The following is a 26,731-nucleotide window of genomic DNA, read 5'->3' as shown; positions in this document are numbered from 1 at the left end:
GAGATGAAACCGCCCTCATCCTGCCCTCTTGCCAAGAGAACGGGAAAATACGCGACAGACAATGAGGCCCGGCTTACCACCACCCCAGCAGGTTGCGGCCCACCAGGGCGCCCCACACCAGGGCGTTGAGGGCCAGTGCGATGAAGACGGCGGCGGAGCCCAGATCCTTGGCGCGACCGGAGAGCTCGTGATGTTCGGAGCCGATGCGATCCACCACCGCCTCGACGGCGGAGTTGAGCACCTCGACGATCACCACCAGCCAGCTGATGCAGATGAGCAGCAGGATTTGATCGAGGGTATCGCCGATCCAGAACGCCAGCGGCATCAGCAGCAGGATCAGCATCAGCTCCTGCCGGAAAGCGGCCTCGTTGATCCAGGCTGACTTGAGCCCCTTCATGCTGTAACCGGTTGCATTGATGATGCGGGTGACCCCGGTTGCCCCTGGCTTTGCCACGCTATCTACCTCATTTGGAATCGTTTTGGGGCTCACATCCTATCAGAGCCCCTCGAGGTTTCCATCAGGGGTTTTTTGCTTTATTTTATCCCTTTGCCTTTTCTGGCACTCAGTCTTTGCTACTGCCCACGCCACCCATTTCGAGAATCGAGTCGTATGTCCATTCACACCGATGAATTGCGCACCCGTCGCCTGGAGTCCCTGATCACTCCCAGCGAGCTGGCGCACGCCTTCCCGTTAAGCGACACCGTAGCCCAGAACCTGCTGGATGCCCGCCGCGAAGTGGAAGCGATCCTGGCCGGTGAGGATCAGCGCCTGCTGGTCATCGTCGGTCCCTGTTCCATTCACGATCCGGCCGCCGCCCACGAGTATGCCCTGCGCCTCAATGCCCTGCGCCAGCAGTATAAAGAGAGCCTGTGCATCGTGATGCGCACCTATTTCGAGAAGCCGCGCACCATCGTCGGCTGGAAAGGCCTCATCAATGATCCGCGCCTCGATGGCAGCTTCGACGTCAATGAAGGGCTGAAACTGGCCCGCAAGCTGCTGGTGGACATCAACGCCCTCGGCATGCCCACCGCCACCGAGTTTCTCGACATGGTGACCGGCCAGTACATCAGCGACCTCATCACCTGGGGCGCCATCGGCGCGCGCACCACCGAATCCCAGGTGCACCGCGAGATGGCCTCCGCCCTCTCCTGCCCGGTCGGCTTCAAGAACGGCACCGACGGCAACACCCGCATCGCCATCGATGCGGTGCGTGCCGCCCGTCACAGCCACATCTTCTACTCCCCGGACAAGGACGGCAAGATGACCATCTACCGCACCGCCGGCAACCCCTATGGCCACGTGATCCTGCGCGGCGGCCACAGACCCAACTACGATACCGCCAGCATCGATGAAGCGTGCGAAGCGCTGGCCGACGTCGGCCTGCCCGAGCGGCTGGTGGTGGATTTCAGCCACGGCAACAGCATGAAGGATCACCGTCGCCAGCTGCTGGTGGCGCAGGACATCTGCGATCAGCTGCGCCGCGGCCGCACCGGCATCGCCGGTATCATGGCCGAGAGCTTCCTGGTGGAAGGGCGGCAGGATGTGGAGAACGGCTGCGCCGCCACCTTCGGCCAGAGCATCACGGATGCCTGCCTCTCCTGGAGCGACACCGAGACCCTGCTGGCCATGCTGGCCGAGGCCGCCCAGGTGCGCCTGCACAAGCTGGGCTGAACAGCCAATAAGCAAAGGGGCCAGTATGTTCGATACTGGCCCCTTTTTCTTGGGCGGCCGACTAGGCCGCGCCCCGCTCCTACAAACTGGGCATAAACCAGACCCGGCCGCCCGCCTCGATGCGATCGGTCTTGATCTGGAATACCTGTGCCAGCAGCGCCTCGTCCACCAGCTCGACGCCCCCCTCCCGTACCACCCGCCCCTGTTGCAGACAGAGCAGGCGATCGGCCCAGTCGATGGCCAGGTTGATGTCGTGGATGGCGAGCACCACCAGCAGCCCCTGCCCGGCCAGCTGCTTGAGCAGCCGCAGCAGCGCCAGTTGATGGTGCAGATCCAGCCCGGCCAGCGGCTCGTCCAGCAGCAGTATCCGGCCGTCCGGGTTGAGGCTCGGCCACACCTGCAGCAGGGTGCGGGCGATCAGCACTCGCTGCTGCTCTCCGCCAGACAGCCGGCTGAAGTCCCGCGCCAGCAAGGCTTCCAGCTCCAGCGCCTGGCACAGCGCCTGAATAGCCTCGTTCTGTCTGGCCGCAGGTTGAGCCTCATCGAGCCCCAGGCTCAGCACCTGAAACACCGGGATATGGAACAACTGGGGCTGGCGCTGGGGCAGCATGGCGCGCCGCTGCGCCAGTTCCGGCCAGCTCAAGTCCGCCAGCGACTCGCCGCCGATGCGCACTTCCCCTTGCCCCGACAAGAGGCCGGCCAGGGCGCCGAGCAGGGTCGACTTGCCGCTGCCGTTGGGTCCGAGCAGGGCCACCAGCTGGCTACCCTGCCAGGCAAGGTCGAGGGGGGCGAGCCGGTTGACGACGGCGAGGGCGCGGGCCGCCAGCAAGGGTGGCTGGCCCCCGAGGTGATCAGGCGCTGGCATGGGCATCTTGCCTCAACAACAGATAGATGAAGAGCGGGGCACCGACCGAGGCGGTGATCACCCCGATGGGCAGCTCCCCCGCCTGCAGGGCGGAGCGGGCGATGAGATCGGCCGCCAGCAGCAGGGCGCCGCCCCCCAGCGCCGAGGCGGGCAGCAGGAAGCGCTGATCGCTGCCGCCGCACAGGCGCAGCAGATGGGGCACCACCAGCCCGACGAAGCCGATGACGCCGCACAGCGCCACCGCCATGCCGGTGAGCAGGCAGACCGCCAGCACCAGCCGCACCCGCATCTTGTCCACATCGAGCCCCATCAGGCGGGCCTGGGTCTCTCCCAGCAGCAGTTGCTGCAGTGCCTTGCCCTGCCAGCCGAGCCAGCCGAGGGCGAGCGGGAACAGCAGCCACCACCAGGTGAATTGCTGGCTGCCATAGGCGAGGCTCCCCATCATCCAGAACATGAATTCACGCAAGGAGCCGTCATCGGCAAAGTACATCAGCCAGGTCATGGCGGCGTTGGTGAGGATGCCGATGGCGACCCCGAACAGCAGCAGCCTGGCATGGCCGAGCCGGGCCCGGCGCGCCAGCCGGATAAGTAGCATGGTCACCAGCAGGGCACCGCCGAAGGCCGCCAGCGACAACCCCCAACCCGGCAGATAGACGCCGAGGGCCTTGGCCACCGCCATCGCCACCATGGCGGCCAGTCCTGCCCCGCTCGAGACGCCGAGCAGGCCGGGTTCGGCCACCGGGTTGTGCAGCATCACCTGCAGCACGGCGCCGCCGCAGGCGAGCGCCGCCCCCGCCAGCAGGGCCAGCAGGGCGCGCGGCAGACGCAGCTCCAGCAGAATGCGCTGCTCGAGCTCCCCCAAGGGGTGCCAGGGCAACAGCAGGAATTCGCCCCAGATCAGGGAGAAGAGAAACAGCGCCAGGGTCAGCAGCAGCAGGCCGAGCAACCAGCGCCGCTGCCAGCGCTGCTGGCGGGCGAGCAAAGAGAGATACACAGAGGCTCCCCGAAGGTGAGAGTGACCCGTGCCCGGGTGGCATCAGCCACCGGGCACCAGCATGAAAAGGTCATGATAACAGCGTGTTACCACCCAAGGTCAAGGTTGGTAAGGCTTGGCGAGGGTGGCGATGTCACCGCTTGCCACCAGCTCCTGCAGGGCCAGCGCCAGCGGTTGCTGCAGCGCCTGGTGGGGGGAGCGCTTGCTCATGCCCAGATAGAGCACCACGGGCTGGGATGGCTGGTAGGCTGCCTTGCGCAGCCCCGCCTCCTTGCCCCGGCTCAGGGCATAGTCCACCTGGCAGTCGGTGCCGATCATCAACGGCAGATGGCCGCGCTGCACCATGCGCAGCAGTTGCTCCTCGGTGGGCACCCCGTGCTTGTCGAGCCGGCTGTCGGAATCGAACGGTTCGAAATAGGCCGAATTGAGCACGTAACCCACCCTGTGCCCCTGCAGATCGGCATAGCTGCGCAGGGTCGAGACCTCAGTCCCCTTGCCATAGAAGGCGGGCCGGCACTGGTAATAGGCCGGCTGCAGATAGTCGATGAAGGTCGCCCGCTCCGCCGTCATGGCCAGCCCGATCATCAGGTCCACCTGACCGGTCTGCATCTGTTTGAGCGCCCGCCCCCAGGGGACCTGCTTCACTTCGAAGCGGATGCCGCTGCGCCGCTGCAACTGCTGCAAGATATCCATGTCCAGTCCGCCCAGCCGACCGTCCGGCATTTCAATTCGAAACGGTGGCCAGACATCGGTGGCTACCGTCAGGGTCGGCGCACCGTGCACCTGGCAGGCAAACAGCAGACCAAGCACACCCCAGCTTGTCTTGCCCATCTCGTACAACCCTCTGTCTCTTCATCCTTGATGGATTAAAAATACCCTGCCGCCCCACTTATGAGAACCCATGGTTCGGCGATAAAATGCGATTGATTTTAAAGGAGAACCTAATGAACCCTATCTTTACCAGCATCGGCCTGCTGCTGTGCAGCAACGTCTTCATGACCTTCGCCTGGTACGCCCACCTCAAGAGTATGAATCACAAACCCTGGATCATCGCCGCCCTGGTGAGCTGGGGAATAGCGCTGTTCGAATACCTGCTGCAGGTACCCGCCAACCGTATCGGCCACACCGTGCTCTCCGTCGGCCAGCTCAAGATCCTGCAGGAGGTGATCACCCTCACCGTGTTCGTCCCCTTCTCCATCTTCTATCTGAAAGAGGATCTGAAATGGGATTACCTGTGGGCTGGCCTCTGCATCCTGGGCGCAGTCTTTTTTGTCTTTCGCGAGAAACTCACCGGCGCCTGACGCTGTACACTCAATAACATCCCCAGCAAGGCATCTCCTTGATAGACGAGGCAAAAACCATGGAATTGCGAGACATGCTACAGATCCTGGCCAAGCAGGACGGCTCAGACCTCTATCTGTCGACCGGCGCGCCCCCCTGTGCCAAGTTCAACGGCGGCCTGCGCCCCTTGAGCGAGACGCCACTCGAGCCCGGCGAGGTGGCCAGCATAGCCGACGCCATCATGGACGGCGAGCAGAAGCAGCAGTTTGAAAAGGAGCTGGAGATGAACCTCGCCATCTCCCTGCCCCAGATCGGCCGCTTTCGGATCAACATCTTCAAGCAGCGCAACGAAGTCTCCCTGGTGGCGCGCAACATCAAGACCGAGATCCCCCGCTTCGAGGATTTGAAACTGCCCACCGTGCTGCTCGACACCATCATGGAGAAACGGGGGCTGGTGCTGTTCGTCGGCGGCACCGGCTCGGGCAAATCCACCTCGCTCGCGGCCCTTATCGACCATCGCAACCGCAACAGCGGCGGCCACATCATCACCATCGAGGATCCGGTGGAGTTCGTGCACCGCCACCGCAAGAGCATCATCAACCAGCGGGAGGTGGGGGTGGATACCCGCAGCTTCCACGCCGCCCTGAAAAACACCCTGCGCCAGGCGCCGGACGTGATCCTTATCGGCGAAATTCGCGATCGCGAAACCATGGAGCATGCGCTGGCCTTCTCGGAGACCGGCCACCTGGCCATCTCCACCCTGCACGCCAACAACGCCAACCAGGCGCTGGACCGCATCATCAACTTCTTCCCGGAAGAGCGCCGGCCCCAGCTGCTCAACGATCTTGGCAACAACCTCAAGGCGTTTGTCTCCCAGCGGCTGGTGAAAACCACTGATGGCGGCCGCCGGGCTGCGGTGGAGATCATGCTGGGCACCCACACCATCCGCGACATGGTCAAGCGCGGCGAGTTTGGCGGCCTCAAGGAGGTGATGGAGAAGTCCAAGGCCCTCGGCATGGTCACCTTCGACAGTGCCCTGTTCGATCTGGTGGTGGAAGGGGTGATCGACGAGGAGGAGGCAGTGAAGAACGCCGATTCGGCCAACAACCTGCGCCTCAAGATCAAGCTATGGAAGGAGAAGGGCCAGATCGCCAGCAGCAGCGATGCCACCGGCTGGAGCCTGGAGCCCACCAAGGACGAAAAGGACGATCTGTTCTGACCTCGCCCGCCCCTGACGGCACCTGCAAACACCCGCTTCGGCGGGTGTTTACACAAGAAACGCCCGCATCTGACCACCCTTCAACGCCACCGCCCTCCCCGCCTGCCCAGCGCCGCCGTGACATCTGGTGAACTATCGCGCCATCTGCGACAGATTTTGTCATCAAAAATAACAAAACCATCATTTGACCGAAAAACCATGCAAGAAGTGTGAGTGAAAGCTCTTTCATACCGGCTTCAAAGGAGGCACTATCAAAGAGTTCTATCAATAAAGGGGTATTAAATGTCGTTACAACCTGCCAATACAGCACAGTCAAGACAGTTGCTGAACGAGACCATGGCCTTGGTTCTCGCAGGAGGGCGGGGCAGTCGCCTCAAACAGTTGACGGACAACAGGGCGAAACCGGCAGTACACTTCGGCGGCAAGTTCCGCATCATCGACTTCGTACTCTCCAACTGCATCAACTCCGGCATTCGCCGGGTCGGAGTGGTGACCCAGTACAAATCCCACAGCCTGCTGCGCCACCTGCAGTCCGGCTGGTCCTTTTTGCGCTACCAGATGAACGAGTTCATCGACCTGCTGCCCGCCCAGCAACGGGTGGACGAGGTCACCTGGTATCGCGGCACCGCCGATGCGGTCTACCAGAACCTGGACATCATTCGCGATCACGGCCCCAGGTATGTGGTGGTGCTGGCGGGGGATCACATCTACAAGATGGATTACGCCGCAATGCTGCTCGATCACGTCAACATGGGGGCCAGGGTAACGGTGGCCTGCATCGAGGTACCGCGCCAGGAGGCGAGCGCCTTCGGGGTGATGGCGGTGGATGGGGATCGCAAGATCAACGCCTTCGTCGAAAAACCCGCCAACCCGCCCGCCATGCCGGGCAAGCCCGATACCGCACTCGCCTCCATGGGGATCTACATCTTCGAGGCGGACTACCTCTACCAGCTGCTGGAAGAGGATCTCGCCAACCCGGCCTCCCACCACGATTTCGGCATGGACGTGATCCCGCGGGTGGTGCAAGAGGGCACCGCCTACGCCCACCCGTTCGGCATGTCCTGCGTCGGCTGCTGCCCGCAAAAGCGCCCCTACTGGCGCGACGTGGGCACGGTGGATTCGTTCTGGGAGGCCAACATGGATCTCGCCTCCGTCACCCCCGAGCTCGACATCTACGATCAGGACTGGCCCATCTGGACCAGCCAGAACATGACCCCGCCCGCCAAGTTCGTGCAGGACAGAAACGGCCAGCACGGCATGACCATCAACTCCATGTTTGCCGGCGGCACCATCGTCAGCGGCTCCTTCATCGTGAGCTCGGTGCTGTTTACCAACGTGCGGGTCGACTCCTTCTGCACCCTGGATCAGGCGGTGATCTTCCCCGGAGTCGAGACAGGCCCGGGCTGCCGGCTGCGCCGGGTGGTGATCGACAAGGGCTGCAAGCTACCGGAAGGACTGGTGGTGGGGGAAAACGCCAGCGAGGATGCCCGTCGCTTCTACCGCTCCGAACAGGGGATAGTGCTGGTCACCCAGGAGATGCTGGCCAGGCTGTGATGCCGCCGCGCCGGCAAGCGGGAGCTCTGTCGGCTCCCTTTTTACATTTGCTTACCGCTCGCGCCTTGTCCGGCTGCCCCCTGTGCGTGCTACTCTGCCCTCGGCCCTTGCCTTCGTCTCACCATGGAATCGCATATGAAAAAACTGGATGTTGCCCGCCTTGCCAGCCTCGCCGACGAGGCCGCCCACTCCCCGCGCCTGCGCATGAACCACAACCTGCATCAGGAGCTGGCCGACCCCATCCAGCGCCTGGCCATCGCCATGGAGCCGGGCACCTATATCCGCCCCCATCGCCACCTGCAGACCTGGGAGCTGCTGACCTCGCTGCAAGGCCGCTTCGTGGTGCTCAATTTCGATGATGAAGGGACTGTCATTGCTCGCGCCGTGCTGGGGGAAGAGACCTCGGTGCTGGAGACCCCCGTCGCCAGCTGGCATGCGGTGCTATCTCTGGATCCCGGCGCCGTCATCTTCGAGGTGAAACACGGCCCCTACGCCCCCTTTCGGGAAGAGGACTTCGCCCCCTGGTCACCGGCAGTAGACGACATCCAGGGCCAGCAGGCGCTGATGGCCTGGTATCGCCACGCCGAGGTGGGCCAGCGCTGGCCGGGGCGCTGATCTGCCCCCCTTCTACGCCAATCCAGCGAACAGGGCGAACACGCGCCAATAAAAAGACCCGCCAGTGGCGGGTCTTTTTTTATATTCGAATGCGGGCTATCGGGCGTGAGCTCAGCCCTTTTGCACCAGACCAATCTGACCCGGCTCGCACCACTCGAACATCACCTCCTGGCTCTTGCCGCAGCAGGAGCCGCCGCACACCTGGGTCTCCCGCTTGGCGACCCGCCCCTTGCGCATCCAGACGCCGAGCATGGCCTCCACCGCATCTTCCGAGGTGTGGAAGTGGCGGGCCAGCTCGCGCCGGCTCGCCTTCTGCTGCGCGGCGAGGTACTCCCCCAGCTCGCGCAGGATCATAGGGCCACCACCTTGCGAGCGACGATGTCGCCGTGGCGACGGCCCAGCCACCAGAGCAGCAGCAGGGATAGGCCGTAGCTCGCCACCCAGAACAGGCTCTGCTCGGGGTGGGCGGCAAAGGTGGCCAGCTGATAGAAGACGGTGGCGCACATGAAGGCCATGTAGTTGCACCAGGCGGCGGTCAGCAGGGCCCACTGGCGGCCGGTCTCCCGTACCAGGGCGCCCATGGCGGCGGCGCAGGGCATGTAGAGCAGTACGAACAACAGGTAGGCGAAGGCGCCGGCCGCCCCGTCGAAGTGGCTCTGCATGTTGCCGTAGGTGGAGATGTCCACCTCCTGCGCCTCGGCGGCGGCCTGCTGGTCATCCAGATTGCCCACCGCCAGCCCCATGGGGTCGGTCGGGTCGATATCGGCCAGATTGGTGGCCACTGCGGCGATCGCTTCCTGGAAGCTGTTCGCCAGGGAGAACTCGCTCGCCTCCTCTTCCCCGTCGCCACTGCCGGCGTAGAGGCTGTTGAGGGTACCGACCACCGCCTCTTTGGCGAAGATGCCGGTGACGATGCCGACCGTGGCCTGCCAGTTGTCATCGCGCACGCCGATGGGGTGCAGCACCGGAGTCACCGCCTGGCTGATTTTGCTCAGCACCGAGCTCTCCTGATCCTGGTGGCCGAAGCTGCCATCCGTACCCAGCGAGTTGAGCACGCTCAGCACGGCGACCACCAGCACGATGGTCTTACCGGCGCCGAAGACGAAGGACTTGAGCTTCTGCCAGGTCTTGATGCCAACGTTGACCGGGCGCGGCCACTCGTAGTCCGGCATCTCCATCAGCATGGAGTCGCTCTTGCCCGGCAGCAGGGTGCTGCGCAGCAACAGGCCGGTGAGCACCGCCACCAGGATGCCGATGAGGTAGAGACCGAACACCAGGTTCTGGCCAGATTCGGGGAAGAAGGCCACCGCGAACAGGGCGTAGACCGGCAGGCGGGCACCGCACGACATGAAGGGAGCCATGGCCGAGGTCATCAGCCGCTCACGCTCGGAGTTGAGGGTGCGGGTCGCCATCACCGAGGGCACGGTGCAGCCAAAGCCCATCAGCATGGGCACGAACGCCTTGCCCGGCAGGCCGAGGCGGCGCATCAGGGCATCCACCACAAAGGCCGCGCGGGCCAGGTAGCCGGAGCTTTCCAGCACCGCCAAGAACAGATAGAGGCAGCCGATCACCGGGATGAAGGTGGCGACGGTCTGCAAGCCCACCCCGAAGCCGTCCGCCAGGATGGCCCCCAGCCAGTCCGGCGCTTGGACCAGTCCCAGCAGGTGGTGGACGCCATCGACAAACAGGGCGCCGCCCATGATGTCGAAGAAGTCGATGAAGGCGCTGCCCACCTTGATGGCGAACATGAACATCAGGTACATCACCAGCAGGAAGAAGGGGATGCCGAACCAGCGGTTGAGCAGCACCCGATCGAGCCGCTCGCTCTGGGCCGCGGTGAGCTTGCCCTTCTGCTGGCACGCCTGGGCAGCCCACTGGTGGATGTGGCCGTAGCGGATATCCGCCAGCTGCAGGTCCACATCCTGCCCGTGATGAGCGCGGGCCACCACGTTGGCGGCGGCGGCCTGCTGGCCGGGCAGCAGGGTCTCCTGCATCACCGCATCCTCTTCCAGCAGGCGCAGGGCACGGCCACGGGCGGTGAGGTGGTGCGGGGCGAGCAGGGTCTCAAGCTCCGCCAGATCTTTTTCCAGCTCGCAGCCGTAGTCCAGCAACAGTGCCGGCTGCGGCTGGCCGATGAACTGCTGGATCTGGTTCTTGAAGGCGGCGACCTGCTGGCGGTTGTGGGCCGAGAGGGCCACCACCGGGCAGCCGAGGGCCTTGGCGAGCTTGCTCTCGTCGATGGTGATGCGCCGCTTTTGCAGGATGTCCATCTTGTTGAGCACCACCACCATGGGCAGCCCCAGCTCGCGCAGTTGCAGCGTGAGGTAGAGGGAGCGCTCCAGGTTGGCGGCGTCGATGACGTTGAGCAGCAGATCCGGCTGCTGGCCCTCCACGAAGCGGCTGGCGATCTGCTCGTCCAGGCTCCCCTCCTGGTTGGCCAGGCTGTAGATGCCGGGCAGGTCCATCAGTTTGTAGTCGTGGCCCTGAGCACTGAATTCGCCCATCTTCTTGTCGACGGTGACGCCGCTCCAGTTGCCCACCTGCTGGCGGGCCCCGGTCAGGGCGTTGAACAGGGAGGTCTTGCCGCTATTGGGATTGCCGACGGTTACCAGGGAGTAGTTCATACCGGCTCGACCTCGATTTGCTGGGCAAGGCTTTTCTGCATGGAGAGGCAGATCCCCTGACACTGGATCTGCAGCGGATCCCCGAGCGGGGCCGCGCGCAAATAGATGACTTCAGTCTGGGGCAACAAGCCCATCACCATCAGCTTGCGCCGCAGGGGACGGGTCAATTGATTCATGTTCTTGATGCGAGCACTCTGTCCCGGTGACAACTGCGCGAGTACCATGACTGACTCCTGAAGTTAAACAATAATAATTCTCTTTTACTTGGGGCATTATAATCCGTGTTTTCAACGCTTATTTGAGTAAAATCAAACTCCGCTTAGCTAACTCACAAATAACTGCCATGAGTCACGACAACAACAGCCGCCTGGTTTACAGCACGGACGGCGGCATCATCAAAGAACAGAGCCAGCCGCAATCCGCCTCCCCCTTCCCCACCGACGGGGTGGTGCGCATCCGCCGCGAAACCAAGGGGCGCAAGGGTGCCGGGGTCATCACCATCCACGGCGTCCCGGCCGAACAGCAAAAGAGCATCGCCACCCTGCTCAAGAAAAAGTGCGGCACCGGCGGCGGCCTCAAAGAGGGAGTGATCGAGATCCAGGGGGACAAACGGGATCTGATCAAGGCCGAGCTCGAGAAGGCCGGTTTCAGCGTCAAGCTGGTGGGTGGCTGATCCCGACGCCGCCCGGCTTGCGTCACTTTCGCTTTTTCCCTAGAATGCCCGCTCCCATCGAGGGGGAGTAGTCTCGCCAGCCGGCCCCAAACCGGTTCGCGACCCTGATCAACATACTTGGTGCCAACTCACCATGGTCAGGGTGATCCACGCCAGCCGCGGATTTGACAAGACCTTTGACGGGCCAGTGCCAATACCGGGGACGGATGGCGCAGGCTTGTCTCAGGTATAACAATTCCGTCCCCCGGTCATTTTTATGGAAGCCTTGTTAACCTCAACCCTCAGCGTGGCCATCGCCGAAATCGGCGACAAGACCCAGCTGCTGGCGCTGTTGCTCATCTGTCGTTTTCGCAAGCCATGGCCCATCATCGCCGGCATGCTGGCAGCCACCCTGCTCAACCACGCCGGCGCCGCCTGGCTTGGCGAGTTCATCAGCCGCTGGCTCGACCCCAAGGTGATGACCTACCTGGTGGCCGGTGCCTTCATCGCCATGGCTGCCTGGATCCTGGTGCCGGACAAGATGGACGATGAGGAGAGCCCGCTCGACAAGTACGGCCCCTTCATGGCCACCTTCGTGCTGTTCTTCATCGCCGAAATCGGCGACAAGACCCAGATCGCCACCGTGCTGCTGGCAGCCAAGTATGACTCCCTGACCCAGGTCATCACCGGAACCACCCTCGGCATGATGCTGGCCAACGTGCCCGTGGTGCTGCTCGGCAAGCTGGGGGCCGATCGCCTGCCCCTCAAGGGGATCCGCATCGCCTGCGCCATCCTGTTCGTGGGCCTCGGGGTGAGCACCCTACTGTTCGCCTGACCCGGCCGGATCAGAAGGTGGCGAGGCAAGGGTGAGCACTTGCCTACGCCGCTCCCGCGCCCATGTCGTCTCCTTGCACGCAAGCCCCGCCAAAGGCGGGGCTTTTTGCTGCCCGCGTGACGGGGCTTTTTACTGCCCGCATGGCGGCCCGCAGACGGGGGCTGCCAACCGGCGCCATGGCCGTGGCATAATGCGGCAAACCTGATGGAGCATCCCATGCACTTCACCTCAAGACAGACGCTGCTCGACTGGGTCAGGCGCGGGCGTCTCGACCGGGCCCAGTTGCCCGCTGCCCTCGCCCTGTGCGAGCTGCCCCCCGGCCCCGCCCGCTGGCAATGGCTGTTCGATCGGCTGCTGCTCTGGCTCGGCTGCCTGTGCCTCGGCGCCGGTCTGGTGTTCTTCGTCGCCTTCAACTGGCAGGAGCTCGGCCGCCTCTCGCGCCTCGCGCTGCTGGAGCTGCCACTGCTCGCCATGCTGCTGTTGCTGTGGCGCAAGCCTCTCGCCGACAGCCAGCGCCAGGCGCTGCTGCTCGCCATCGCCCTCAACATCGGCGCCCTGCTGGCGCTGGTGGGGCAGACCTACCAGACCGGCGCCGATCCCTGGCAGCTGTTCGCCACCTGGGCACTGATGCTGCTGCCGCTGGCGGCGCTCGGCCAGAGCCCGCTGCTGTGGACCCTGAGCTGGCTCCTCGGTCAGCTGGCGCTGGTGCTCTACTGGCGGCTCGGCCTGTTCAACTTCTTGTTCGCCTTCGACGAGGAGGCCCTCGGCTGGAGCCTGACCCTGTTCAACGCCGCCCTCTGGGGCATACTGCTGCTGGTGCCCGCTCACTACCGGCTGATGCCCTCCTGGCTGGCGGGGCTGGCCGCCGGGCTCGGCGTCACCCTGCTGACCCTGCTGGCGCTGTTCGATGCCGCCTCCCCCTGGGTCTGGCCGGCCTGGCTCGGCTGGCTGGCGGCCGCCTACCTGCGCTGGCAACACAGGTTCATCGCCGGGCTCGCCATGGGCTGCCTGAGCCTTATCGTGGTGCTGCTGACCGCGCTCGGCAAATGGATGGAGCCGGACGTCGACGGCTTCCTGCTGCTCTGCCTCATCGCCATCGGCCTGTCGGTGGCCGCCAGCCGCTGGCTGCAACAACAACGGAGGTCCCATGAGTGATCTGACCCCCTGGCAGCGACTGCAACGGGCCCAGCTGGTGGAAGGGGATGCCCCCCGTGACGACCAGCCCCATTGGTCGAGCCGCTTTCTGCTCGGCATGGTGGGCTGGATTGCCGCCCTGTTCCTGCTATTCTTCCTGTTCATGTCGTTTTCCCAGCTCACCCGGGATGCCGACAGTGCCCTGCTGATGGGCACCGTGCTGATGGCCATCGCCTTTTGCCTCAACCGCTTCGCCACCCGCAGCGATCTGTGGGATCAGTTCGTGCTGGCGCTGGCGCTGGCCGGCGACGCCTGGCTGCTCTATGGCCTGCTCGATCGGCTGGATCTGCACTCGGCCCCGCTCTGGTTCGGCCTCGCCCTGCTGTCGCTGGCCATCGCCGCCCTGTTCGAGCACTGGCTGATCCGGCTGTTCCACAGCTTCGCCACCGCCATCCTGCTCACCCTGGGCCTCGCCTGCCTCGGCCTGCAACTGCTGGCCCTGCCGCTGGTGATGACGGCGGTGGCCCTCAGCTGGCTGCAGGCCGAGCGCGATCCGGTGCGCCATCAGCTCTATGAATCCCTCACCCTGGGGCTGGCGCTCTCCCTGCTGGTGCTGGGGCGCCTGCACCACCCGCTGTGGGAGGGCGGCGCCAGCATGCTCGACGAGCTCGGCCACTCCCGCCTGCCGCTCTGGCTCAACCCGCTGCTCTGCGCCGCCCTGCTGCTGGGGCTGATGATCAGGCTAAAACTGCCGCTGCTGTACGGGCTGCCACTGGTGCTGCTCAGCGCCCTCATTCCCGGCATGGGGGCCGGCGCCCTGGTGCTGGTGCTCGGTTTTTATGCCGGCAGCGTCGGCCTGATGACCCTGGCCGGCCTGCTGCTGGTCGGCTTTGGCTCCCTCTATTACTACGATCTGGGGCTGACCCTGATGACCAAATCCTGGCTGCTGCTGGGCTCGGGCGCCCTGCTGCTCGGCGCCCGCCAGCTGCTCAAACGGCTGAGCCCACGGAGCCCCTCATGAGACGACTCGCCTTGCTGCTGACCGGTATCACCATCCTGGCGGCCATCAATGTCACCGTCTGGCGCTACGAGCACGCCATGAGCAGTGGCGAGGTGGTGCTGCTGCGCCTCGCCCCGGTCGACCCGCGCTCCCTGATGCAGGGGGATTACATGCGCCTCAACTACGAACTCGCCCGCCAGCTCGGCAACCGGCGCCACGACGAGGCCCCCGCCGATACCCTGGTGATCCGCCTCGACGACCGGCAGGTCGCCAGCTGGGTAGAAGGGGGCAAGCCTGATCGATTGGCCCCGGATGAGCGGCGGCTGCAGGTGCGCCAAAGCGATGGCCAGTGGCGCATCGGCCCCGACGCCTACTTCTTCGAAGAGGGCACCGGCGAGCAGTACGAGGCGGCGCGCTACGGCGAATTTCGCCTGCAAGAGAGCGGCAAGGCCCTGCTGGTGGGGCTGCGCGATGAGCAGCTAAAACCGCTGGGCAACCCCAGAGCGCGCTGGTAACTGCTGGCAATATCAGGCTTTTTTGCCCACACTTGGGCAAGATGATCGCCCGCGCTACGCCAAGGATTGCCCATGAGGAGAGGTTTTTTCGGTTGTCTGCTGCTGTTGTCATGCCTTGGCACGGCGCAGGCCGAGCTCGGCAAGCTGGAGTACCTGACCGAGGAGTATCCCCCCTACAACTTCACCGATGCCGCCGGCCAGCCCGGTGGCCTCGCGGTGGAGCTGCTGCAGCGCATCTGGCAAAACACCCAGACGCCCCCCCAGCCCATCCGCATCCTGCCCTGGGCGCGGGGTTACTACCTGCTCACCCAGAAACCCAACGTGGTGCTCTTCTCCACCGCCCGCACCGACACCCGCGATCCCCTGTTCAAATGGGCCTGCCCCATCGGCCACGCCGAGTACGTGCTGCTGGCCTACAAGCGCCGCCCCATTACCCTGAGTGCGGTCGAGCAGATCAACGACTACCGCATCAGCGCCGTGCGCTCCGATGCCTCCGAGCAGTTGCTGCTCAACCGCGGCATGGACGAGAACCGCATCATCCCCGCCAACCGGCTGAGCCAGGGGCTGAAGATGCTGGTGTCGGGCCGCGCCGATCTGCTGGCGACCGGCAAGCTGGCGGGCTACGACGCAATCAAGGAGCTGCAGCTCGATGCCAAAGAGTTCACGGTGGCCTTCGTACTGGATGCCGAGGAGCTCTGCTACGCCTTCAGCCGCCAAGTGGATGACGGGGTGATCAAGCAGTTTCAGCGCGCCCTCAACCAGGCGCTCGCCTCGCCGGACTATCAGGCCCTGCGGCGCCAATACATGCCGTGAGCCGTGCCACGGCTGGCGATTTGGCCGGCTTTGATAACACTTGAGAGTGACGCAACACCCCACCAGGATGGCCAAAATGAAAAAATGGACCGGATTCGCCGCACTCGTGTTTGCCACCCTGGCCCAGGCCAGTCCCGAGCTTGGCAAACTGCACTACCTCAGCGAAGAGTACAAACCCTACAACTTCTCCAACGAGGCGGGCGCCCCCACCGGGCTCGCCGTCGAGCTGCTGCAACAGGTGTGGAAGAAGACCAACACCCCGCCGCAGACCGTCACCATCATGCCCTGGGCGCGGGGCTACTACCTGCTGACCCAAAAACCCAACGTGGTACTCTTCTCCACCGCCCGCACCGAGGCGCGGGATCCGCTGTTCAAGTGGGCCTGCCCCATCGGCTACGCCGAGATCGTGCTGATGGGACTGGCCAAGAACCCGGTCAAGATAGCCAGGCTGGAAGATGCCCAGCAGTACAACATTGGGGCGGTGCGGGCCGACGTGGGGGAGCAGCTGCTGCTCAACAACGGCTTCGACGAGCAGAAGATCCTGCCGGCCAACCGCCTGCCCCAGGCGCTCAAGATGCTCACCTCGGGCCGGGTCGATCTCATCTCCACCAACAAGACCACCATGCTGGATCTGATCGCCTCCCAGCAGCTGGATCCCGCCCAGTTCAAGGTGTTCTGGATGTTGAGCTCGGAGCAGTTCTGCTTCGCCTTCAGCCACCCGGTGAGCGACGAACTGGTCAAGGAGTTCCAGAGCGGCCTGACCCAGGTGCTGGCCAGCAGCGAATTCCAGCAGATCCAGAGCAAGTACTTCCCCGCCCGCTGAGGGGCGGCATGAAGAAGGGGCCCAGCGGGGCCCCTTTTGTTTGCCTGTCTCACCTACGCGTCAGCTCGGCCTGCGGCGCTGGCGCTTGACCTCATACATGCAGGCATCGGCCAACCTCAGCGCCTCATCCACCGTGCTGAGGGCCGGATCGGTGGCCACCACCCCCACGCTGGCGCCGGCATAATGGAGCACTCCGGCGGGCAGCTCGAGCGACACCAGGCTCGCCTCGAACAGCCGGCGCTGAAAGCCCTGCACCGCCGCCTCCCGCGTCTCGTCGCCGCACTGCGGCCCCATCCCCACCGCCACGAACTCATCGCCCCCCACCCGCGCCAGCAGATCGCCGCCGCGCAGCACGCAGGAGAGCGCCGCCGCCACCCGTTGCAACAGCAGGTCACCCGCATCGTGACCGTGGGTGTCGTTGATGGCCTTGAAGCCATCGAGATCGATAAAGCCGAGCAGCAGCGGATGTTCGACCCGCTCTGCCAGCGAAAAGAGGCGGTTGAGCTCGAGCATCAAGGCCCGCCGGTTGGGCAGCCCGGTCAGCGGGTCGCTCAGCGCCTGGCGCGACAGCTCGTTGTTGGCCTGCTGCAGCTGCTGCAGCAGCTGTTCGCGCTCCACCTGCTCGGCGATGAGCCGGGCGAAGAAGGCGATCAGGTGATCCGAGCCCGCCAGCAGCTGCTTGTGTTCGGCGCTGGCGGCGCACAGGGTGCCATAGAGGGAGCCGGAGGGGGTGCGCACCGGGCAACTCAGATAGGTGCGAATGCCAAGGGCCTGCGCCGCCTGGGAATCCCCCCAGCAGAGCGCCACATCGTCGGTGTAGAAGCGCCCCTCGTCGAGGGCCCGCCGGCAGAGGGTATCGCCCCAGGCCACCGAGGCCCCCTCGGGGATCTGCAGGTCGGCGCTGTTGCGGGCATAGCGGATATGTTGGGTGTCGTGACCAAGGTCGATTTCGGTCAGATAGGTGGATTCGAGCCCGGTGACCGTTTCGAGCATCTCCAGCAGCGGGCGGGTCAGGCTCTCCAGATCCCGCGCCCCGGTCACTTGCAGCGACAACGCCTGCAATATTCTGTCCATGCACACCTCCCTGCTTGCATGTCTATTCCTGAAACCATAGCCTCTTCACCCGCCGCCCGCCCCCATCGCGGCGCTATCTCTGCGCTTTTGCCGCCCTTTGTCGCCGAACGACCCTCGATTGTTCGGCAACGTGCTCCATTTGCAGCCAACACGAGATAACCCCATCTGAGGGGTTATCAGCACCCACTGCCGAAGCAAGCAGAGCCTGTCGTGCGAAGCCATTGGCTGCGGCGGCTTGCCGGTGGCGCTCAAGCGAGCTCGGTATCCTGATGGCCCCTGTCGCTGACCACCTTTATTCGTGGCGCTCCCCTGCCATTCCCCTCACTTGGCTCGCCACTCGGTTCAGCTCTCGGCCTGCCACTCTCCCCTGTCTCGACTCGGCTACCAGGTCAGCTCGGGGCTTGGGGCTTGGGGCTTGGGGCTTGGGGCTTGGGGCTTGGGGCTTGGGGCTTGGGGCTTGGGGCTTGGGGCTCACCTTCCATCACACCCCGAACCTGGGTCAACCGCCGGTTGCCACTCTGCAGCAAAGGAGAAAAACCATTTAATTCTGATGGTTGCATCACTAATTTCATGGATTTGGATGGCCCCGCCGAGGCGGGTTCCGTAAGATGACCATTGGCCCCCGTTGGCCCCGAGTATTCATGGATGGTCAAGGGCGCAAGGTGACGGCGACAGTCAGGGGCGGCAGCGTCTTTCACGGAGACCAACCGGTCTCCCGCGCCTGCGGCAAGGTGCGAGGGTTGCACCCTCGACGAATGCCCCCGTCGGCCCCGGGGCTTTGCCCATGCCCCATGTGGATGCGACGCGTGGGGCAATCTGTAAAAGTCGAGTAGGGTGCAATAAGCGTGTAGGGTCGATTAGCGAAGCGTAATCGTCCGCGGTAACCATCCCCTCTCCCTGGCGGGTGAGCGGTAGGGTGCAATAAGCGGAGCGTAATCGTCCGCGGTAACCGTTCCCTCTCCCCTTGCGGGAGAGGGTTAGGGTGAGGGGGGCGAATGTCATTCCCCGGCGGAATGTCGCCCAACGTCTGAATGGCATGGCTTCGCCATGCAGGATGCGAGGACGCCGTCCTCGACGGGGTTTCGCCCGCCCTTCGGGCTGGGGCGAGTGACTTTTCTTTGCGTGGCCAAAGAAAAGTCACCAAAAGAAAGGCCACCCCCACTTGTTCGCCCTCCTGCGTCGGGTTCCCTAGGTTCACCCGTTTGTCCCACGGCACGCGCCGATGGGCTTTGACCTTCGCCATCCCTGGCGTCGGTCAAAGTCCGCTACGGACATCCTTGTCCTTGCGCCAAACCGGGCCGAGCCTTGCTCGTCCAATTCCGGTTTGGCCCCTGGCGCAGCGGCGCTCGCTCGGCATCCTGCCTCGCGGCCTGGACAAACGGGCTCACCTCGGCGAACAACAGGGGGCAACACCCAACCCATAGCCCCGAGGAAAATATCAGATACAGGATTCATGCCGATCTGAGATAGAGGTGTAATTCACTTCGTTCATTACACCCTACGATATACACCGATTTCTATTGCATTATTTCCTATCAGACAAGATACATTTTCGAGATTTATATGAGTAACAGCCTAATTGATAACTTGAAATCATTTAACCGAAAAGAGCGGTTTTATCTAATTGGCCAAATGCTGGGAAACCCAGATTTTCGCATGGATGACACACAGCTTGATGAGATATCTAAGCTAATCAAAGTAAAAATACCTAGTGAATACTTTGCAGCGATGGATTATCACCTTGACTGGATCTATGCCAGCTTGTTTCTCACCCAAGATTATGATGAAAATATATTTCCACGTAACTTCATCGATAATGATAAAAAGGTGGACTTGCAAATATCAGGCACTCAAGAGGATGTCGATTTTCTTCTTGCTTTTATTGATCACGAAAATACAACCCATATTGTGATGATTGAAGCTAAAGGCGATAGCTATTTTAACAACGCTCAGTTAAACAGTAAAAACAAACGATTCAAGGCTATTTTCGGTAATGAAGATACATGGCCAAATGTAAGGCCTCACTTTTTACTTTGCAGCCCAAAAGAGCCACAAAACATAAGCATTGAAAATCCCGCCTATTTTATATACCCACAAGAATCACAGCTTATCTGGTTTTCGCTCATAATGGACACAGGAAAAAATAAAGTAACCCGATGTATGAGTGGTGAAAAAAACAACAAGCCATCTAATGAAGGTGATCATTGGAAAGTTGAAAGCCGTACTTAGAAACAGCGGGGCAATGTACTTCGTTTACTGCCCCCATCCCAGTGGGATCGGGGCAACTATTGAGGACCCTTATCTCAGAGCCAGCCCCTCACCCACCCTATGGTGAGATCAGAATATCGCCCCTATGCAATAGGTATCATCAACATGGTTGCATAGGTGAAAAATCATGGTAAGCAGAGCAGTAAGCGGTGCATACTTCTATTGGGAAACGGCTTTATATTTAAGGCCAGATAGTATGTATACTACCGCAATAACAGCTTATTTCTCGAACGTCAGATTACGCTTCGCTAATCGAACCTACCCCCCTTTCTTGTACCAACAAACATCCTTAGCGAACGCTACTACGCACCCGAGGTGAAAGATATGGAAGTTTCTGAATTTTCTAATTTCAAGAAGCAATTTATTATCAATGACTCCATGATGGGTACAATAGAAATACTGACATTTAAATCATTATTTATCGAAATGTATTTTGATGAACACAAGCTTAGTTCGGGCACTGCATTTCTTGCTGCAAATGACAGAGAATCTCATTGTGCCCTGATCACTAATCGGCATAATGTCACTGGAAGGAACCAAGAAACAGGTGAGTGTCTCAGTAATATGTGTGCTACGCCTAATAACATAGTCATACATTTCCATAAGAATAACTCTGTCGGCGAATGGCTCAAAGTGAAGCTTCCTCTTTATCGTGATGATGAAACTCCATTCTGGATTGAAGACCCTATTCTAGGTGCTAAAGCGGACGTTGTTGCTTTAAACTTGAACTGGGGACGCGATGTTTCCAAAGTTCCATTTTATATAAAAACCAATTTAGACCGAGATGACTTATATGTAGGACCAGGAGATACTGTCAGTGTGATAGGCTTTCCTTTTGGAGTTAGTAGCTTTGGCAAATTTCCTATTTGGGCTACAGGTTTCCTAGCTCAAGAATTACTATTAATGACAGATGACAATCCAGTTTTTTTAATTGATTGTAGAGCAAGGCAAGGCCAATCAGGTTCTCCTGTTGTAGCTTACAGGGCTGGAGGATATAGACAATATCGTGATGGTACGATCTCTTCAGTGATGTCTGCCACCCCAAAGTGGGAATTTTTAGGAATTTACAGTGGAAGAGTCAATAATGAGTCAGACCTTGGAAGAGTGTGGCATGTTTCAATTATTGATAGAGTTTTGAATGCAGCAGAAGAAGATTATCAAAAGAGAAAAAATAACAATAAAAACGCATCATAAAGGGAAATAAATATATGCCGGAGCCCGGTCTAATACTGAACCCAGGCTATGTCATCCGCCAGCTAACCGGTTCAATATAATGAGGTTCACTTTACAATGGCTGTGGTTTTTTATTCCTGATTTCTATTTCCTCAACCTCTTGCACTGCGCTTCCCTTGCGGCCCCTCCTTCACCAGATAGGTGCTGACAAAACGGTAGGTGCCGCGAGGGGCGTCTAGCGGGGTGCCCGGCTCGCCAAAGGTGAAGCGCACCTTGACCTCGCTGCGATCCCTGCTGCCGGCGATGGTGCGCGGCGAGAGGATCTGCGAGCCCAGCAGGTGATCCCAGGCGTTGGGTAGGAAGGGGTTACCCTCGACAAAGGGGGGCTTCTCGTCGGGGGCCTCGCGAGTGGCTATCTCCCGCGCCTTTGAGGCGGCATTGAGCAGGCAGAGCAGCTCGGGGGAGACGATGTTGGGCAACGCACCGCCCAGATCTGCCTGATAGAGGCCACTCGGTTTGACCTCGCGTTCCCAGACCAGAAACTCGGCCACCTTGGCGCGTGCTTGGGCCTGCATATCGGGGGCAGTGGCGGCCACAGGCAGCCCGGACGCCAGCAGAGGCAGGGCGAGAAACGGCCCCAAGTTCAGCTTCATGACGTCATCTCCTTGTTATTCTTGAAAAACAGAGCCGCTATCGGGCCGGTTTATGCCGTATATTGGCCCTCTCGCTACCACAAAGGAACAGCCTCTTGAGACTCTATCCCGCCCTGTTGCTCTTGCTGGCAACCACTGCCGTTCAGGCCGAGCAGGATTGTACTGCGCCGGTGACACAAACCGACATGAACATCTGTGCGTTTCAGGATTACCAGCAGGCCGATGCCAAGCTCAACGCCGCCTACAGGAAGCTGGTTGCAATGCTTGATAAGGACCAACTTGGCAGGCTGAAAACAGCACAGCGCGCTTGGATCACATTTCGTGATGCACAATGCCGTTACGAGGCTGGTGTCTATGAAGGAGGGACTATCGCGCCCCTCGTACATAGCAGTTGCCTCACCAATCTCACCGAGCTGCGCACCAAAGACCTGAACGCACTGCTGGACCAGCCATAATCAGAGGCTCCAACCAGGTTAGGTATGAACTTGGGGGTCTAGAAACAAACGGTTTAGCGGCACTCCAGCGAGTAATGACATGAGCCCCCCTCACCCTAACCCTCTCCCCCAAGGGGCGAGGGGATCAGACCGAAGGATGCCGAGGCTTCACGACAGGCCATAAAAAAACCGCAGCCCTAAGGCTGCGGTTTTTTTATTGGGTCAACCTGTTGGCATCAGGCACCAACAGCGCCACCGGCCTTAGGCACGGCGCCAGCTGGTCTTGCCGGCGCTGTCTTCCAGCACTATACCCATCTCGGTGAGACGGTTGCGGGCGGCGTCGGCAGTAGCCCAGTTCTTGTCGGCGCGGGCCTGGTTACGCTCGGCGATCAGACGCTCAATCTCGGCGACCTCTTCGTCCGCTTCGTCCCCTTTCAGGAAGGCTTCGGGGTTTTGCTGCAGGATGCCGAGCACGGCGCCCAGCTCGCGCAGACGGGCGCCCAGCGCAGCGGCAACGGCCATGTCTTCACCCTTCTGGCGGTTGATCTCGCGCACCAGGTCGAACAGGGCGGAGTAGGCTTCCGGGGTGTTGAAGTCGTCGTCCATCGCCTCTTTGAAGCGAGCCACCTGCTCGTCGCCACCGGCAGCGGCGGCTTCAGGCAAATCGCGCAGGGCGGTGTACATGCGCTCCAGCGCGGCGCGGGCTTGCTTCAAGTTATCTTCCGAGTAGTTGAGCTGGCTGCGGTAGTGGCCAGACATCAGGAAGTAACGGACGGTTTCGGCATCGTAGTGGGCCAAGACGTCGCGGATGGTGAAGAAGTTGCCAAGGGATTTGGACATCTTCTCTTTATCCACCATCACCATGCCGCTGTGCATCCAGGTGTTGACGTAGTCGCCACCGTGGGCGCAGCAGGACTGGGCGATCTCGTTCTCGTGGTGCGGGAACTGCAGATCGGAGCCGCCGCCGTGGATGTCGAAGTGGTTGCCAAGGTGCTTGGAGTTCATGGCGGAGCACTCGATGTGCCAGCCAGGACGGCCCGGGCCCCAGGGGCTGTCCCAGGTCGGCTCGCCCGGTTTGGACATCTTCCACAGCACGAAGTCGAGCGGGTTGCGCTTGGCATCCACCACGTCGACGCGGGCGCCGGCCTGCAGTTGCTCCAGATCCTGGCCGGAGAGCTTGCCGTAGTCGGCGTAGGAGTCGACGATGAACATGACATCGCCGTTGTCCGCCACGTAGGCGTGCTCTTTATCCAGCAGGGATTGCACCAGCTCGATGATCTCGCCGATGTGCTGGGTGGCGCGCGGCTCGACGTCCGGGCGCACCATGCCGAGGGCATCGAAGTCGGCGTGCATGTCGCCGATCAGGCGTTCGGTCAGGTCGTCACAGGTGACGCCGGTTTCGGCGGCGCGCTTGATGATCTTGTCGTCCACGTCGGTGACGTTGCGCACGTAGTTGAGCTGATAGCCGCTGTAGCGCAGGTAACGGGCGACGACGTCGAAAGCGACGAAGGTGCGGCCGTGGCCGATATGACAGTGATCGTAGATAGTGACGCCACACACATACATGCCCACCTTGCCCGGGTGGATAGGTTTGAATTCTTCTTTTTGACGAGTGAGTGTGTTGTATATCTTCAGCATCTTATGACCACTGCCTGTGAGTAAAATGGCCTGCCATTCTACCCGCATCGCGCGTAGAAAACGAGGCAGAAAACGTGCCGGATCAGGCGCACCATCTATGCCGCAGGGCCCTGATGGGCTAGAATTGCCACCACTTTATGCCATACACCTGCGGGCACCTGGTCGCCCGCATCAAATGAAAGGACATATCATGGTCACTCTGCACACCAATCACGGCGACATCACCCTCACCCTGAACGCTGAAAAAGCCCCGGAAACCGTGGCCAACTTCCTGCAATACTGCCGTGACGGTCACTACGACAACACCATCTTCCACCGCGTCATCGACGGCTTCATGATCCAGGGCGGCGGCTATGCCCCTGGCTTCGAAGAGAAAGACACCCGCGCCCCTATCAAGAACGAAGCGGCCAACGGTCTGTCCAACAAGGTCGGCACCATCGCCATGGCCCGCACCATGGAGCCGCACTCTGCCAGCGCCCAGTTCTTCATCAACGTGAACAACAACGACTTCCTCGACTTCAAATCCGCCACCACCCAGGGCTTCGGCTACTGCGTGTTCGGTGAAGTGACCGCCGGCATGGACGTGGTCAACAAGATCAAGGGCGTCAAGACCGGCAACTACGGCCGCATCCACCAGGACGTACCGACCGAAGACGTCGTGATCACCAAGGTGACCCTTGCCGAGTGATCTCTGCCTTCTGCGAGATGAACTGACTGCGGCCCCGGCCGCAGTTTTTCCATCTGCGAAGGCCAGCCCCATCGACTGGCGCCGTCTTGACTACCTGGCCCACGGCAACCCGCGCCAACGCTCGGCCCATGCCCTGCTCACAATCGGGATGTGGGATAAGCTGGCAGCGCAGTGCAGCGATCTGGCGCTGGTGAGCACGGTCGCCATCGGGCTCGACCGCCCCGGCAGCGATCTCGACATCGTCTGCCAGCATCCGGAGCCGGCCGCGTTTGCCGCAGCGCTGGCAAACCAAGGCTGGCAGGTTGCGCAAAAGGGCGCTGCCATCTGGCTGGCTGAGCAGAGCGTCACCGGCGCCGATGGTCACCCTTGGCCCCTTGAGCTCTACCTCACCCCGGATCCCCTCGAGCGCCTCAACGGCTGGCGCCACCTCAGCCTGATGGCCACCCTGCTTGAGCAGTTCGGCGCGGCGTTTTATCACCAAGTGCTGCGCCTGCGCCTCGAGGAAGGGCTCAAAGGAGAGGCGGCCATGTGCCACTTGCTGGGCCTTGCCGGCGACCCGTATGCCGCGCTGCTCACCCTGGAGGGCGGCGAGCTGGCCCCGCTGGCGTGGCAGCCGAAGGCGACGGGCCCCCTTTCTACCTCCACTTCCAGCCACCTCAACAGGGCCCAGCGCACTTTCTCATGAGCACCCTCTTTATCAGCGACATTCACCTGTGTGCCCAGCGGCCCGACATGACCGCCGCCCTGGTGCGCTTTCTGGCGCACGACGCCCCCGGCGCCGATGCCCTCTATGTGTTAGGCGATCTGTTTGAATTCTGGATTGGCGACGACGATCCCAACCCCCTCCACGGCGAGGTGGCCGACGCCTTTGCGGCCCTGAGCCAGCAGGGGGTGCCCCTCTACTTCATTCACGGCAACCGCGACTTCTTGCTGGGCCAGGCCTTTGCCAAGCGCGCCGGCATGACATTGCTGGGGGATCCCTGTGTCATCGAGCTCTACGGCGAGCGGGTGGTGCTGAGCCATGGCGATCTGCTCTGCACCCTTGATGAGGGCTACCAGAAGTTTCGCCGCATCACCCAGCTCAAGTGGCTGCGCTGGCTCTTTTTGCGGCTGCCGCTCGCCCGCCGCCAGGCCATCGCCCACAAGATGCGCGGCCAGAGCCAGATGGAAAATGCCCACAAGAGCCAGACCATCATGGACGTGACCCCGGCGGCGGTGGACGAGATACTGCGCCAGCACGACTGCCGGATGATGATCCACGGCCACACCCACAGACCCGCCATCCACGACTTCCAACTCGACGGCGCGCCTGCCCGGCGCATCGTGCTGGGGGACTGGTTCGAGCAGGGCTCGGTGCTGATCTGCCGCCCCGGCGAGCAGCGCCTCGAGCAGCGCGCGCTGATCTGATCCAGCCGGCTGGCGACAATAAAAAAGGCGGGAAGATCCCGCCTTTTGTTTGCTTGCGATTTGTCTGCGCAGTGGCTACACACCAGCTACATCACCGTCATCTGCCCCGCGTAGAGGATGAAGTAGCGCAGCAGCAATATCCCCACCAGGCTCAGACTGCAGATAAGCGCCAGCCGGGCCGGTTGATGGGCCTTGGCCGGACTGCCCACCCGCCCCAGCAGCTGGGGCAGCAGGATCCCCAGCCCGATAACCCCGAACCAGAACACCTGGGACCAGAAACCGCCGCCGATGGCCGCCCACATGGCCGCTTCCCGCTGGCCGCCACCAAAGTAGAGGCCGGTGAAGAAACAGAGCAGCAGGAACAGCTCGATGGCGACGATGGGCCGCTCGAAGCGGTGCACAAAGCTCACCCCCTGGCTGTGGCCATCTTCCCGAAACAGGGTGACCGCCAGCAAGATGGTGGAAGCCACCCCCGAGCTGATGCCAGAGACCAGAAACAGCGCCGGCAGGATCGGGTTGTTGAGCATGGGGTAGGTCTTGAGCGCGGAGAGCAGAAAGCCGGTGTAGGCCCCGAGCAGCACGGCAAGCAGCAACAGCAGCGGCGCCAGCAGCCCCTCGAGACGGGCGAACCAGCCGATCACCCCATCCACAAAGGCGAGCCTGTTCGCCAGCAGCCGTCGGCGCAGGGCCTCGATCTCGGCTCTGAACACCACCGCCAGCCAGGCGAACAGCACCGCCATGTAGACCTGAAACAGCATGACCCCCATCGACATCACGGAGTCGAACTGGTAGTGGAACAT

The 26,731-nt window shown here is 61.9% G+C and carries 29 protein-coding genes; 18 read left to right on the top strand and 11 right to left on the bottom strand.

Going from position 1 to position 26,731, the window contains the following annotated elements; all coding sequences use genetic code 11:
* Positions 1 to 73 precede the first annotated feature (73 nt).
* Positions 74 to 454, bottom strand: a complete 381-nt coding sequence (locus AB5Y98_RS00145; RefSeq protein WP_005302618.1) for a diacylglycerol kinase — start codon at positions 452 to 454, stop codon at positions 74 to 76.
* A 156-nt stretch (positions 455 to 610) separates the two neighbouring features.
* Here AB5Y98_RS00145 and AB5Y98_RS00140 point away from each other — a divergent pair, with 156 nt between their 5' ends.
* On the top strand, positions 611 to 1,672 hold the full coding sequence (locus tag AB5Y98_RS00140) for a 3-deoxy-7-phosphoheptulonate synthase (RefSeq protein WP_005302620.1): 1,062 nt from the start codon (positions 611 to 613) through the stop codon (positions 1,670 to 1,672).
* A 79-nt stretch (positions 1,673 to 1,751) separates the two neighbouring features.
* On the opposite strand, the gene AB5Y98_RS00135 is transcribed toward AB5Y98_RS00140, so the two are convergent.
* From AB5Y98_RS00135 to AB5Y98_RS00125, 3 genes are all read right to left on the bottom strand, one after another.
* Entirely contained in the window at positions 1,752 to 2,537 is a 786-nt protein-coding gene (locus AB5Y98_RS00135) for an ATP-binding cassette domain-containing protein (RefSeq protein WP_162518852.1), read from the bottom strand.
* A complete protein-coding gene (btuC, locus tag AB5Y98_RS00130) occupies positions 2,524 to 3,531 on the bottom strand; it encodes a vitamin B12 ABC transporter permease BtuC (RefSeq protein ID WP_099358901.1) in 1,008 nt (335 codons plus the stop codon). The genes AB5Y98_RS00135 and btuC overlap by 14 nt, the downstream gene beginning before the upstream one ends.
* 99 nt (positions 3,532 to 3,630) lie before the next feature.
* Positions 3,631 to 4,362, bottom strand: a complete 732-nt coding sequence (locus tag AB5Y98_RS00125; protein WP_024942579.1) for an ABC transporter substrate-binding protein — start codon at positions 4,360 to 4,362, stop codon at positions 3,631 to 3,633.
* 113 nt (positions 4,363 to 4,475) lie between these two features.
* On the opposite strand from AB5Y98_RS00125, the gene AB5Y98_RS00120 reads away from it, so the two are divergent.
* The 4 genes from AB5Y98_RS00120 (at position 4,476) to AB5Y98_RS00105 (ending at position 8,200) form a co-directional block, all read left to right on the top strand.
* Positions 4,476 to 4,832: a DMT family protein gene (locus AB5Y98_RS00120; protein WP_005302630.1), complete on the top strand. Its 357-nt coding sequence runs from the start codon at positions 4,476 to 4,478 to the stop codon at positions 4,830 to 4,832.
* Positions 4,833 to 4,891: 59 nt separating this feature from the next.
* Positions 4,892 to 6,031: a type IVa pilus ATPase TapW gene (tapW, locus tag AB5Y98_RS00115; RefSeq protein WP_017766703.1), complete on the top strand. Its 1,140-nt coding sequence runs from the start codon at positions 4,892 to 4,894 to the stop codon at positions 6,029 to 6,031.
* 282 nt (positions 6,032 to 6,313) lie between these two features.
* Entirely contained in the window at positions 6,314 to 7,585 is a 1,272-nt protein-coding gene (glgC, locus tag AB5Y98_RS00110; protein ID WP_368230991.1) for a glucose-1-phosphate adenylyltransferase, read from the top strand.
* 135 nt (positions 7,586 to 7,720) lie between these two features.
* Positions 7,721 to 8,200, top strand: coding sequence for a WbuC family cupin fold metalloprotein (locus AB5Y98_RS00105; RefSeq protein ID WP_065017832.1), 480 nt, complete (start codon positions 7,721 to 7,723; stop codon positions 8,198 to 8,200).
* 111 nt (positions 8,201 to 8,311) lie between these two features.
* On the opposite strand, the gene AB5Y98_RS00100 is transcribed toward AB5Y98_RS00105, so the two are convergent.
* From AB5Y98_RS00100 to AB5Y98_RS00090, 3 genes are read right to left on the bottom strand one after another with little or no spacing between them, the layout of a single operon-like run.
* Entirely contained in the window at positions 8,312 to 8,554 is a 243-nt protein-coding gene (locus tag AB5Y98_RS00100; RefSeq protein ID WP_005302637.1) for a FeoC-like transcriptional regulator, read from the bottom strand.
* A complete protein-coding gene (gene feoB / locus AB5Y98_RS00095; RefSeq protein WP_337079193.1) occupies positions 8,551 to 10,824 on the bottom strand; it encodes a Fe(2+) transporter permease subunit FeoB in 2,274 nt (757 codons plus the stop codon). The genes AB5Y98_RS00100 and feoB overlap by 4 nt, the downstream gene beginning before the upstream one ends.
* A complete protein-coding gene (locus AB5Y98_RS00090) occupies positions 10,821 to 11,048 on the bottom strand; it encodes a FeoA family protein (protein ID WP_005302641.1) in 228 nt (75 codons plus the stop codon). The genes feoB and AB5Y98_RS00090 overlap by 4 nt, the downstream gene beginning before the upstream one ends.
* 119 nt (positions 11,049 to 11,167) lie before the next feature.
* On the opposite strand from AB5Y98_RS00090, the gene AB5Y98_RS00085 reads away from it, so the two are divergent.
* The 7 genes from AB5Y98_RS00085 to AB5Y98_RS00055 all read left to right on the top strand — a co-directional run bounded on the left by AB5Y98_RS00085 (position 11,168) and on the right by AB5Y98_RS00055 (position 16,596).
* Positions 11,168 to 11,497: a translation initiation factor gene (locus tag AB5Y98_RS00085; protein ID WP_005302642.1), complete on the top strand. Its 330-nt coding sequence runs from the start codon at positions 11,168 to 11,170 to the stop codon at positions 11,495 to 11,497.
* Between the two features lie 256 nt (positions 11,498 to 11,753).
* Positions 11,754 to 12,311: a TMEM165/GDT1 family protein gene (locus tag AB5Y98_RS00080; protein WP_010633534.1), complete on the top strand. Its 558-nt coding sequence runs from the start codon at positions 11,754 to 11,756 to the stop codon at positions 12,309 to 12,311.
* 216 nt (positions 12,312 to 12,527) lie between these two features.
* Positions 12,528 to 13,466 carry a DUF2157 domain-containing protein gene (locus AB5Y98_RS00075; protein ID WP_368230988.1) on the top strand — a complete coding sequence of 313 codons (939 nt, stop codon included), beginning with the start codon at positions 12,528 to 12,530 and terminating at the stop codon, positions 13,464 to 13,466.
* Complete coding sequence (locus tag AB5Y98_RS00070) at positions 13,459 to 14,466, top strand: DUF4401 domain-containing protein (RefSeq protein WP_368230986.1); 1,008 nt, start codon at positions 13,459 to 13,461, stop codon at positions 14,464 to 14,466. The genes AB5Y98_RS00075 and AB5Y98_RS00070 overlap by 8 nt, the downstream gene beginning before the upstream one ends.
* Positions 14,463 to 14,960 carry a GDYXXLXY domain-containing protein gene (locus AB5Y98_RS00065; protein ID WP_368230984.1) on the top strand — a complete coding sequence of 166 codons (498 nt, stop codon included), beginning with the start codon at positions 14,463 to 14,465 and terminating at the stop codon, positions 14,958 to 14,960. Before AB5Y98_RS00070 ends, AB5Y98_RS00065 begins: the two co-directional genes overlap by 4 nt.
* 72 nt (positions 14,961 to 15,032) lie before the next feature.
* Positions 15,033 to 15,773 carry an ABC transporter substrate-binding protein gene (locus tag AB5Y98_RS00060; RefSeq protein WP_279461729.1) on the top strand — a complete coding sequence of 247 codons (741 nt, stop codon included), beginning with the start codon at positions 15,033 to 15,035 and terminating at the stop codon, positions 15,771 to 15,773.
* A gap of 76 nt (positions 15,774 to 15,849) precedes the next feature.
* On the top strand, positions 15,850 to 16,596 hold the full coding sequence (locus AB5Y98_RS00055) for an ABC transporter substrate-binding protein (RefSeq protein WP_005302657.1): 747 nt from the start codon (positions 15,850 to 15,852) through the stop codon (positions 16,594 to 16,596).
* A gap of 60 nt (positions 16,597 to 16,656) precedes the next feature.
* Here the strand turns inward: AB5Y98_RS00055 and AB5Y98_RS00050 are convergent, their stop codons facing one another.
* Positions 16,657 to 17,670, bottom strand: coding sequence for a diguanylate cyclase (locus AB5Y98_RS00050; RefSeq protein ID WP_368230982.1), 1,014 nt, complete (start codon positions 17,668 to 17,670; stop codon positions 16,657 to 16,659).
* Between the two features lie 1,563 nt (positions 17,671 to 19,233).
* On the opposite strand from AB5Y98_RS00050, the gene AB5Y98_RS00045 reads away from it, so the two are divergent.
* Both AB5Y98_RS00045 and AB5Y98_RS00040 read left to right on the top strand, forming a co-directional pair.
* Positions 19,234 to 19,899, top strand: a complete 666-nt coding sequence (locus tag AB5Y98_RS00045; protein ID WP_368230980.1) for a hypothetical protein — start codon at positions 19,234 to 19,236, stop codon at positions 19,897 to 19,899.
* A 363-nt stretch (positions 19,900 to 20,262) separates the two neighbouring features.
* Positions 20,263 to 21,132: a hypothetical protein gene (locus AB5Y98_RS00040; RefSeq protein WP_368230978.1), complete on the top strand. Its 870-nt coding sequence runs from the start codon at positions 20,263 to 20,265 to the stop codon at positions 21,130 to 21,132.
* A gap of 131 nt (positions 21,133 to 21,263) precedes the next feature.
* Here the strand turns inward: AB5Y98_RS00040 and AB5Y98_RS00035 are convergent, their stop codons facing one another.
* Positions 21,264 to 21,764 carry a hypothetical protein gene (locus tag AB5Y98_RS00035; protein WP_368230976.1) on the bottom strand — a complete coding sequence of 167 codons (501 nt, stop codon included), beginning with the start codon at positions 21,762 to 21,764 and terminating at the stop codon, positions 21,264 to 21,266.
* 95 nt (positions 21,765 to 21,859) lie between these two features.
* On the opposite strand from AB5Y98_RS00035, the gene AB5Y98_RS00030 reads away from it, so the two are divergent.
* Entirely contained in the window at positions 21,860 to 22,219 is a 360-nt protein-coding gene (locus tag AB5Y98_RS00030) for a lysozyme inhibitor LprI family protein (protein ID WP_045789446.1), read from the top strand.
* 240 nt (positions 22,220 to 22,459) lie between these two features.
* On the opposite strand, the gene cysS is transcribed toward AB5Y98_RS00030, so the two are convergent.
* Positions 22,460 to 23,836, bottom strand: a complete 1,377-nt coding sequence (cysS, locus tag AB5Y98_RS00025) for a cysteine--tRNA ligase (protein ID WP_368230974.1) — start codon at positions 23,834 to 23,836, stop codon at positions 22,460 to 22,462.
* 190 nt (positions 23,837 to 24,026) lie between these two features.
* On the opposite strand from cysS, the gene AB5Y98_RS00020 reads away from it, so the two are divergent.
* From AB5Y98_RS00020 to lpxH, 3 genes are read left to right on the top strand one after another with little or no spacing between them, the layout of a single operon-like run.
* Positions 24,027 to 24,524 (top strand): peptidylprolyl isomerase, encoded by a 498-nt coding sequence (locus AB5Y98_RS00020; protein WP_005302674.1) that lies wholly within the window; start codon positions 24,027 to 24,029, stop codon positions 24,522 to 24,524.
* Positions 24,514 to 25,209 (top strand): DUF4269 domain-containing protein, encoded by a 696-nt coding sequence (locus tag AB5Y98_RS00015; protein WP_368230972.1) that lies wholly within the window; start codon positions 24,514 to 24,516, stop codon positions 25,207 to 25,209. The genes AB5Y98_RS00020 and AB5Y98_RS00015 overlap by 11 nt, the downstream gene beginning before the upstream one ends.
* Positions 25,206 to 25,931 (top strand): UDP-2,3-diacylglucosamine diphosphatase, encoded by a 726-nt coding sequence (gene lpxH, locus AB5Y98_RS00010; RefSeq protein WP_368230970.1) that lies wholly within the window; start codon positions 25,206 to 25,208, stop codon positions 25,929 to 25,931. The genes AB5Y98_RS00015 and lpxH overlap by 4 nt, the downstream gene beginning before the upstream one ends.
* An 86-nt stretch (positions 25,932 to 26,017) precedes the next feature.
* On the opposite strand, the gene nrfD is transcribed toward lpxH, so the two are convergent.
* Positions 26,018 to 26,731, bottom strand: a 714-nt coding sequence (gene nrfD / locus AB5Y98_RS00005) for an NrfD/PsrC family molybdoenzyme membrane anchor subunit (RefSeq protein ID WP_368230968.1), incomplete at its 5' end; no start/stop codon positions are given.

The organism is Aeromonas sp. s3 (assembly GCF_040907805.1).
Classification (GTDB): domain Bacteria; phylum Pseudomonadota; class Gammaproteobacteria; order Enterobacterales; family Aeromonadaceae; genus Aeromonas; species Aeromonas dhakensis.
The sequence above is the reverse complement of the archived record's forward strand: the minus strand, read 5'-3'. Positions and strand labels throughout refer to the sequence as shown.

Coding starts and splice junctions, on each gene's coding strand:
- AB5Y98_RS00055 (WP_005302657.1), top strand. CDS start 15,850: ATGAAAAAATGGACCGGATTCGCCGCACTCGTGTTTGCCACCCTGGCC.
- AB5Y98_RS00080 (WP_010633534.1), top strand. CDS start 11,754: ATGGAAGCCTTGTTAACCTCAACCCTCAGCGTGGCCATCGCCGAAATC.
- glgC (WP_368230991.1), top strand. CDS start 6,314: ATGTCGTTACAACCTGCCAATACAGCACAGTCAAGACAGTTGCTGAAC.
- AB5Y98_RS00100 (WP_005302637.1), bottom strand. CDS start 8,554: ATGATCCTGCGCGAGCTGGGGGAGTACCTCGCCGCGCAGCAGAAGGCG.
- AB5Y98_RS00035 (WP_368230976.1), bottom strand. CDS start 21,764: ATGAAGCTGAACTTGGGGCCGTTTCTCGCCCTGCCTCTGCTGGCGTCC.
- AB5Y98_RS00050 (WP_368230982.1), bottom strand. CDS start 17,670: ATGGACAGAATATTGCAGGCGTTGTCGCTGCAAGTGACCGGGGCGCGG.
- AB5Y98_RS00135 (WP_162518852.1), bottom strand. CDS start 2,537: ATGCCAGCGCCTGATCACCTCGGGGGCCAGCCACCCTTGCTGGCGGCC.
- AB5Y98_RS00040 (WP_368230978.1), top strand. CDS start 20,263: ATGGAAGTTTCTGAATTTTCTAATTTCAAGAAGCAATTTATTATCAAT.
- AB5Y98_RS00045 (WP_368230980.1), top strand. CDS start 19,234: ATGAGTAACAGCCTAATTGATAACTTGAAATCATTTAACCGAAAAGAG.
- AB5Y98_RS00085 (WP_005302642.1), top strand. CDS start 11,168: ATGAGTCACGACAACAACAGCCGCCTGGTTTACAGCACGGACGGCGGC.
- cysS (WP_368230974.1), bottom strand. CDS start 23,836: ATGCTGAAGATATACAACACACTCACTCGTCAAAAAGAAGAATTCAAA.
- AB5Y98_RS00065 (WP_368230984.1), top strand. CDS start 14,463: ATGAGACGACTCGCCTTGCTGCTGACCGGTATCACCATCCTGGCGGCC.
- feoB (WP_337079193.1), bottom strand. CDS start 10,824: ATGAACTACTCCCTGGTAACCGTCGGCAATCCCAATAGCGGCAAGACC.
- AB5Y98_RS00060 (WP_279461729.1), top strand. CDS start 15,033: ATGAGGAGAGGTTTTTTCGGTTGTCTGCTGCTGTTGTCATGCCTTGGC.
- AB5Y98_RS00120 (WP_005302630.1), top strand. CDS start 4,476: ATGAACCCTATCTTTACCAGCATCGGCCTGCTGCTGTGCAGCAACGTC.
- tapW (WP_017766703.1), top strand. CDS start 4,892: ATGGAATTGCGAGACATGCTACAGATCCTGGCCAAGCAGGACGGCTCA.
- AB5Y98_RS00070 (WP_368230986.1), top strand. CDS start 13,459: ATGAGTGATCTGACCCCCTGGCAGCGACTGCAACGGGCCCAGCTGGTG.
- lpxH (WP_368230970.1), top strand. CDS start 25,206: ATGAGCACCCTCTTTATCAGCGACATTCACCTGTGTGCCCAGCGGCCC.
- AB5Y98_RS00125 (WP_024942579.1), bottom strand. CDS start 4,362: ATGGGCAAGACAAGCTGGGGTGTGCTTGGTCTGCTGTTTGCCTGCCAG.
- AB5Y98_RS00075 (WP_368230988.1), top strand. CDS start 12,528: ATGCACTTCACCTCAAGACAGACGCTGCTCGACTGGGTCAGGCGCGGG.
- AB5Y98_RS00105 (WP_065017832.1), top strand. CDS start 7,721: ATGAAAAAACTGGATGTTGCCCGCCTTGCCAGCCTCGCCGACGAGGCC.
- AB5Y98_RS00140 (WP_005302620.1), top strand. CDS start 611: ATGTCCATTCACACCGATGAATTGCGCACCCGTCGCCTGGAGTCCCTG.
- AB5Y98_RS00020 (WP_005302674.1), top strand. CDS start 24,027: ATGGTCACTCTGCACACCAATCACGGCGACATCACCCTCACCCTGAAC.
- AB5Y98_RS00090 (WP_005302641.1), bottom strand. CDS start 11,048: ATGGTACTCGCGCAGTTGTCACCGGGACAGAGTGCTCGCATCAAGAAC.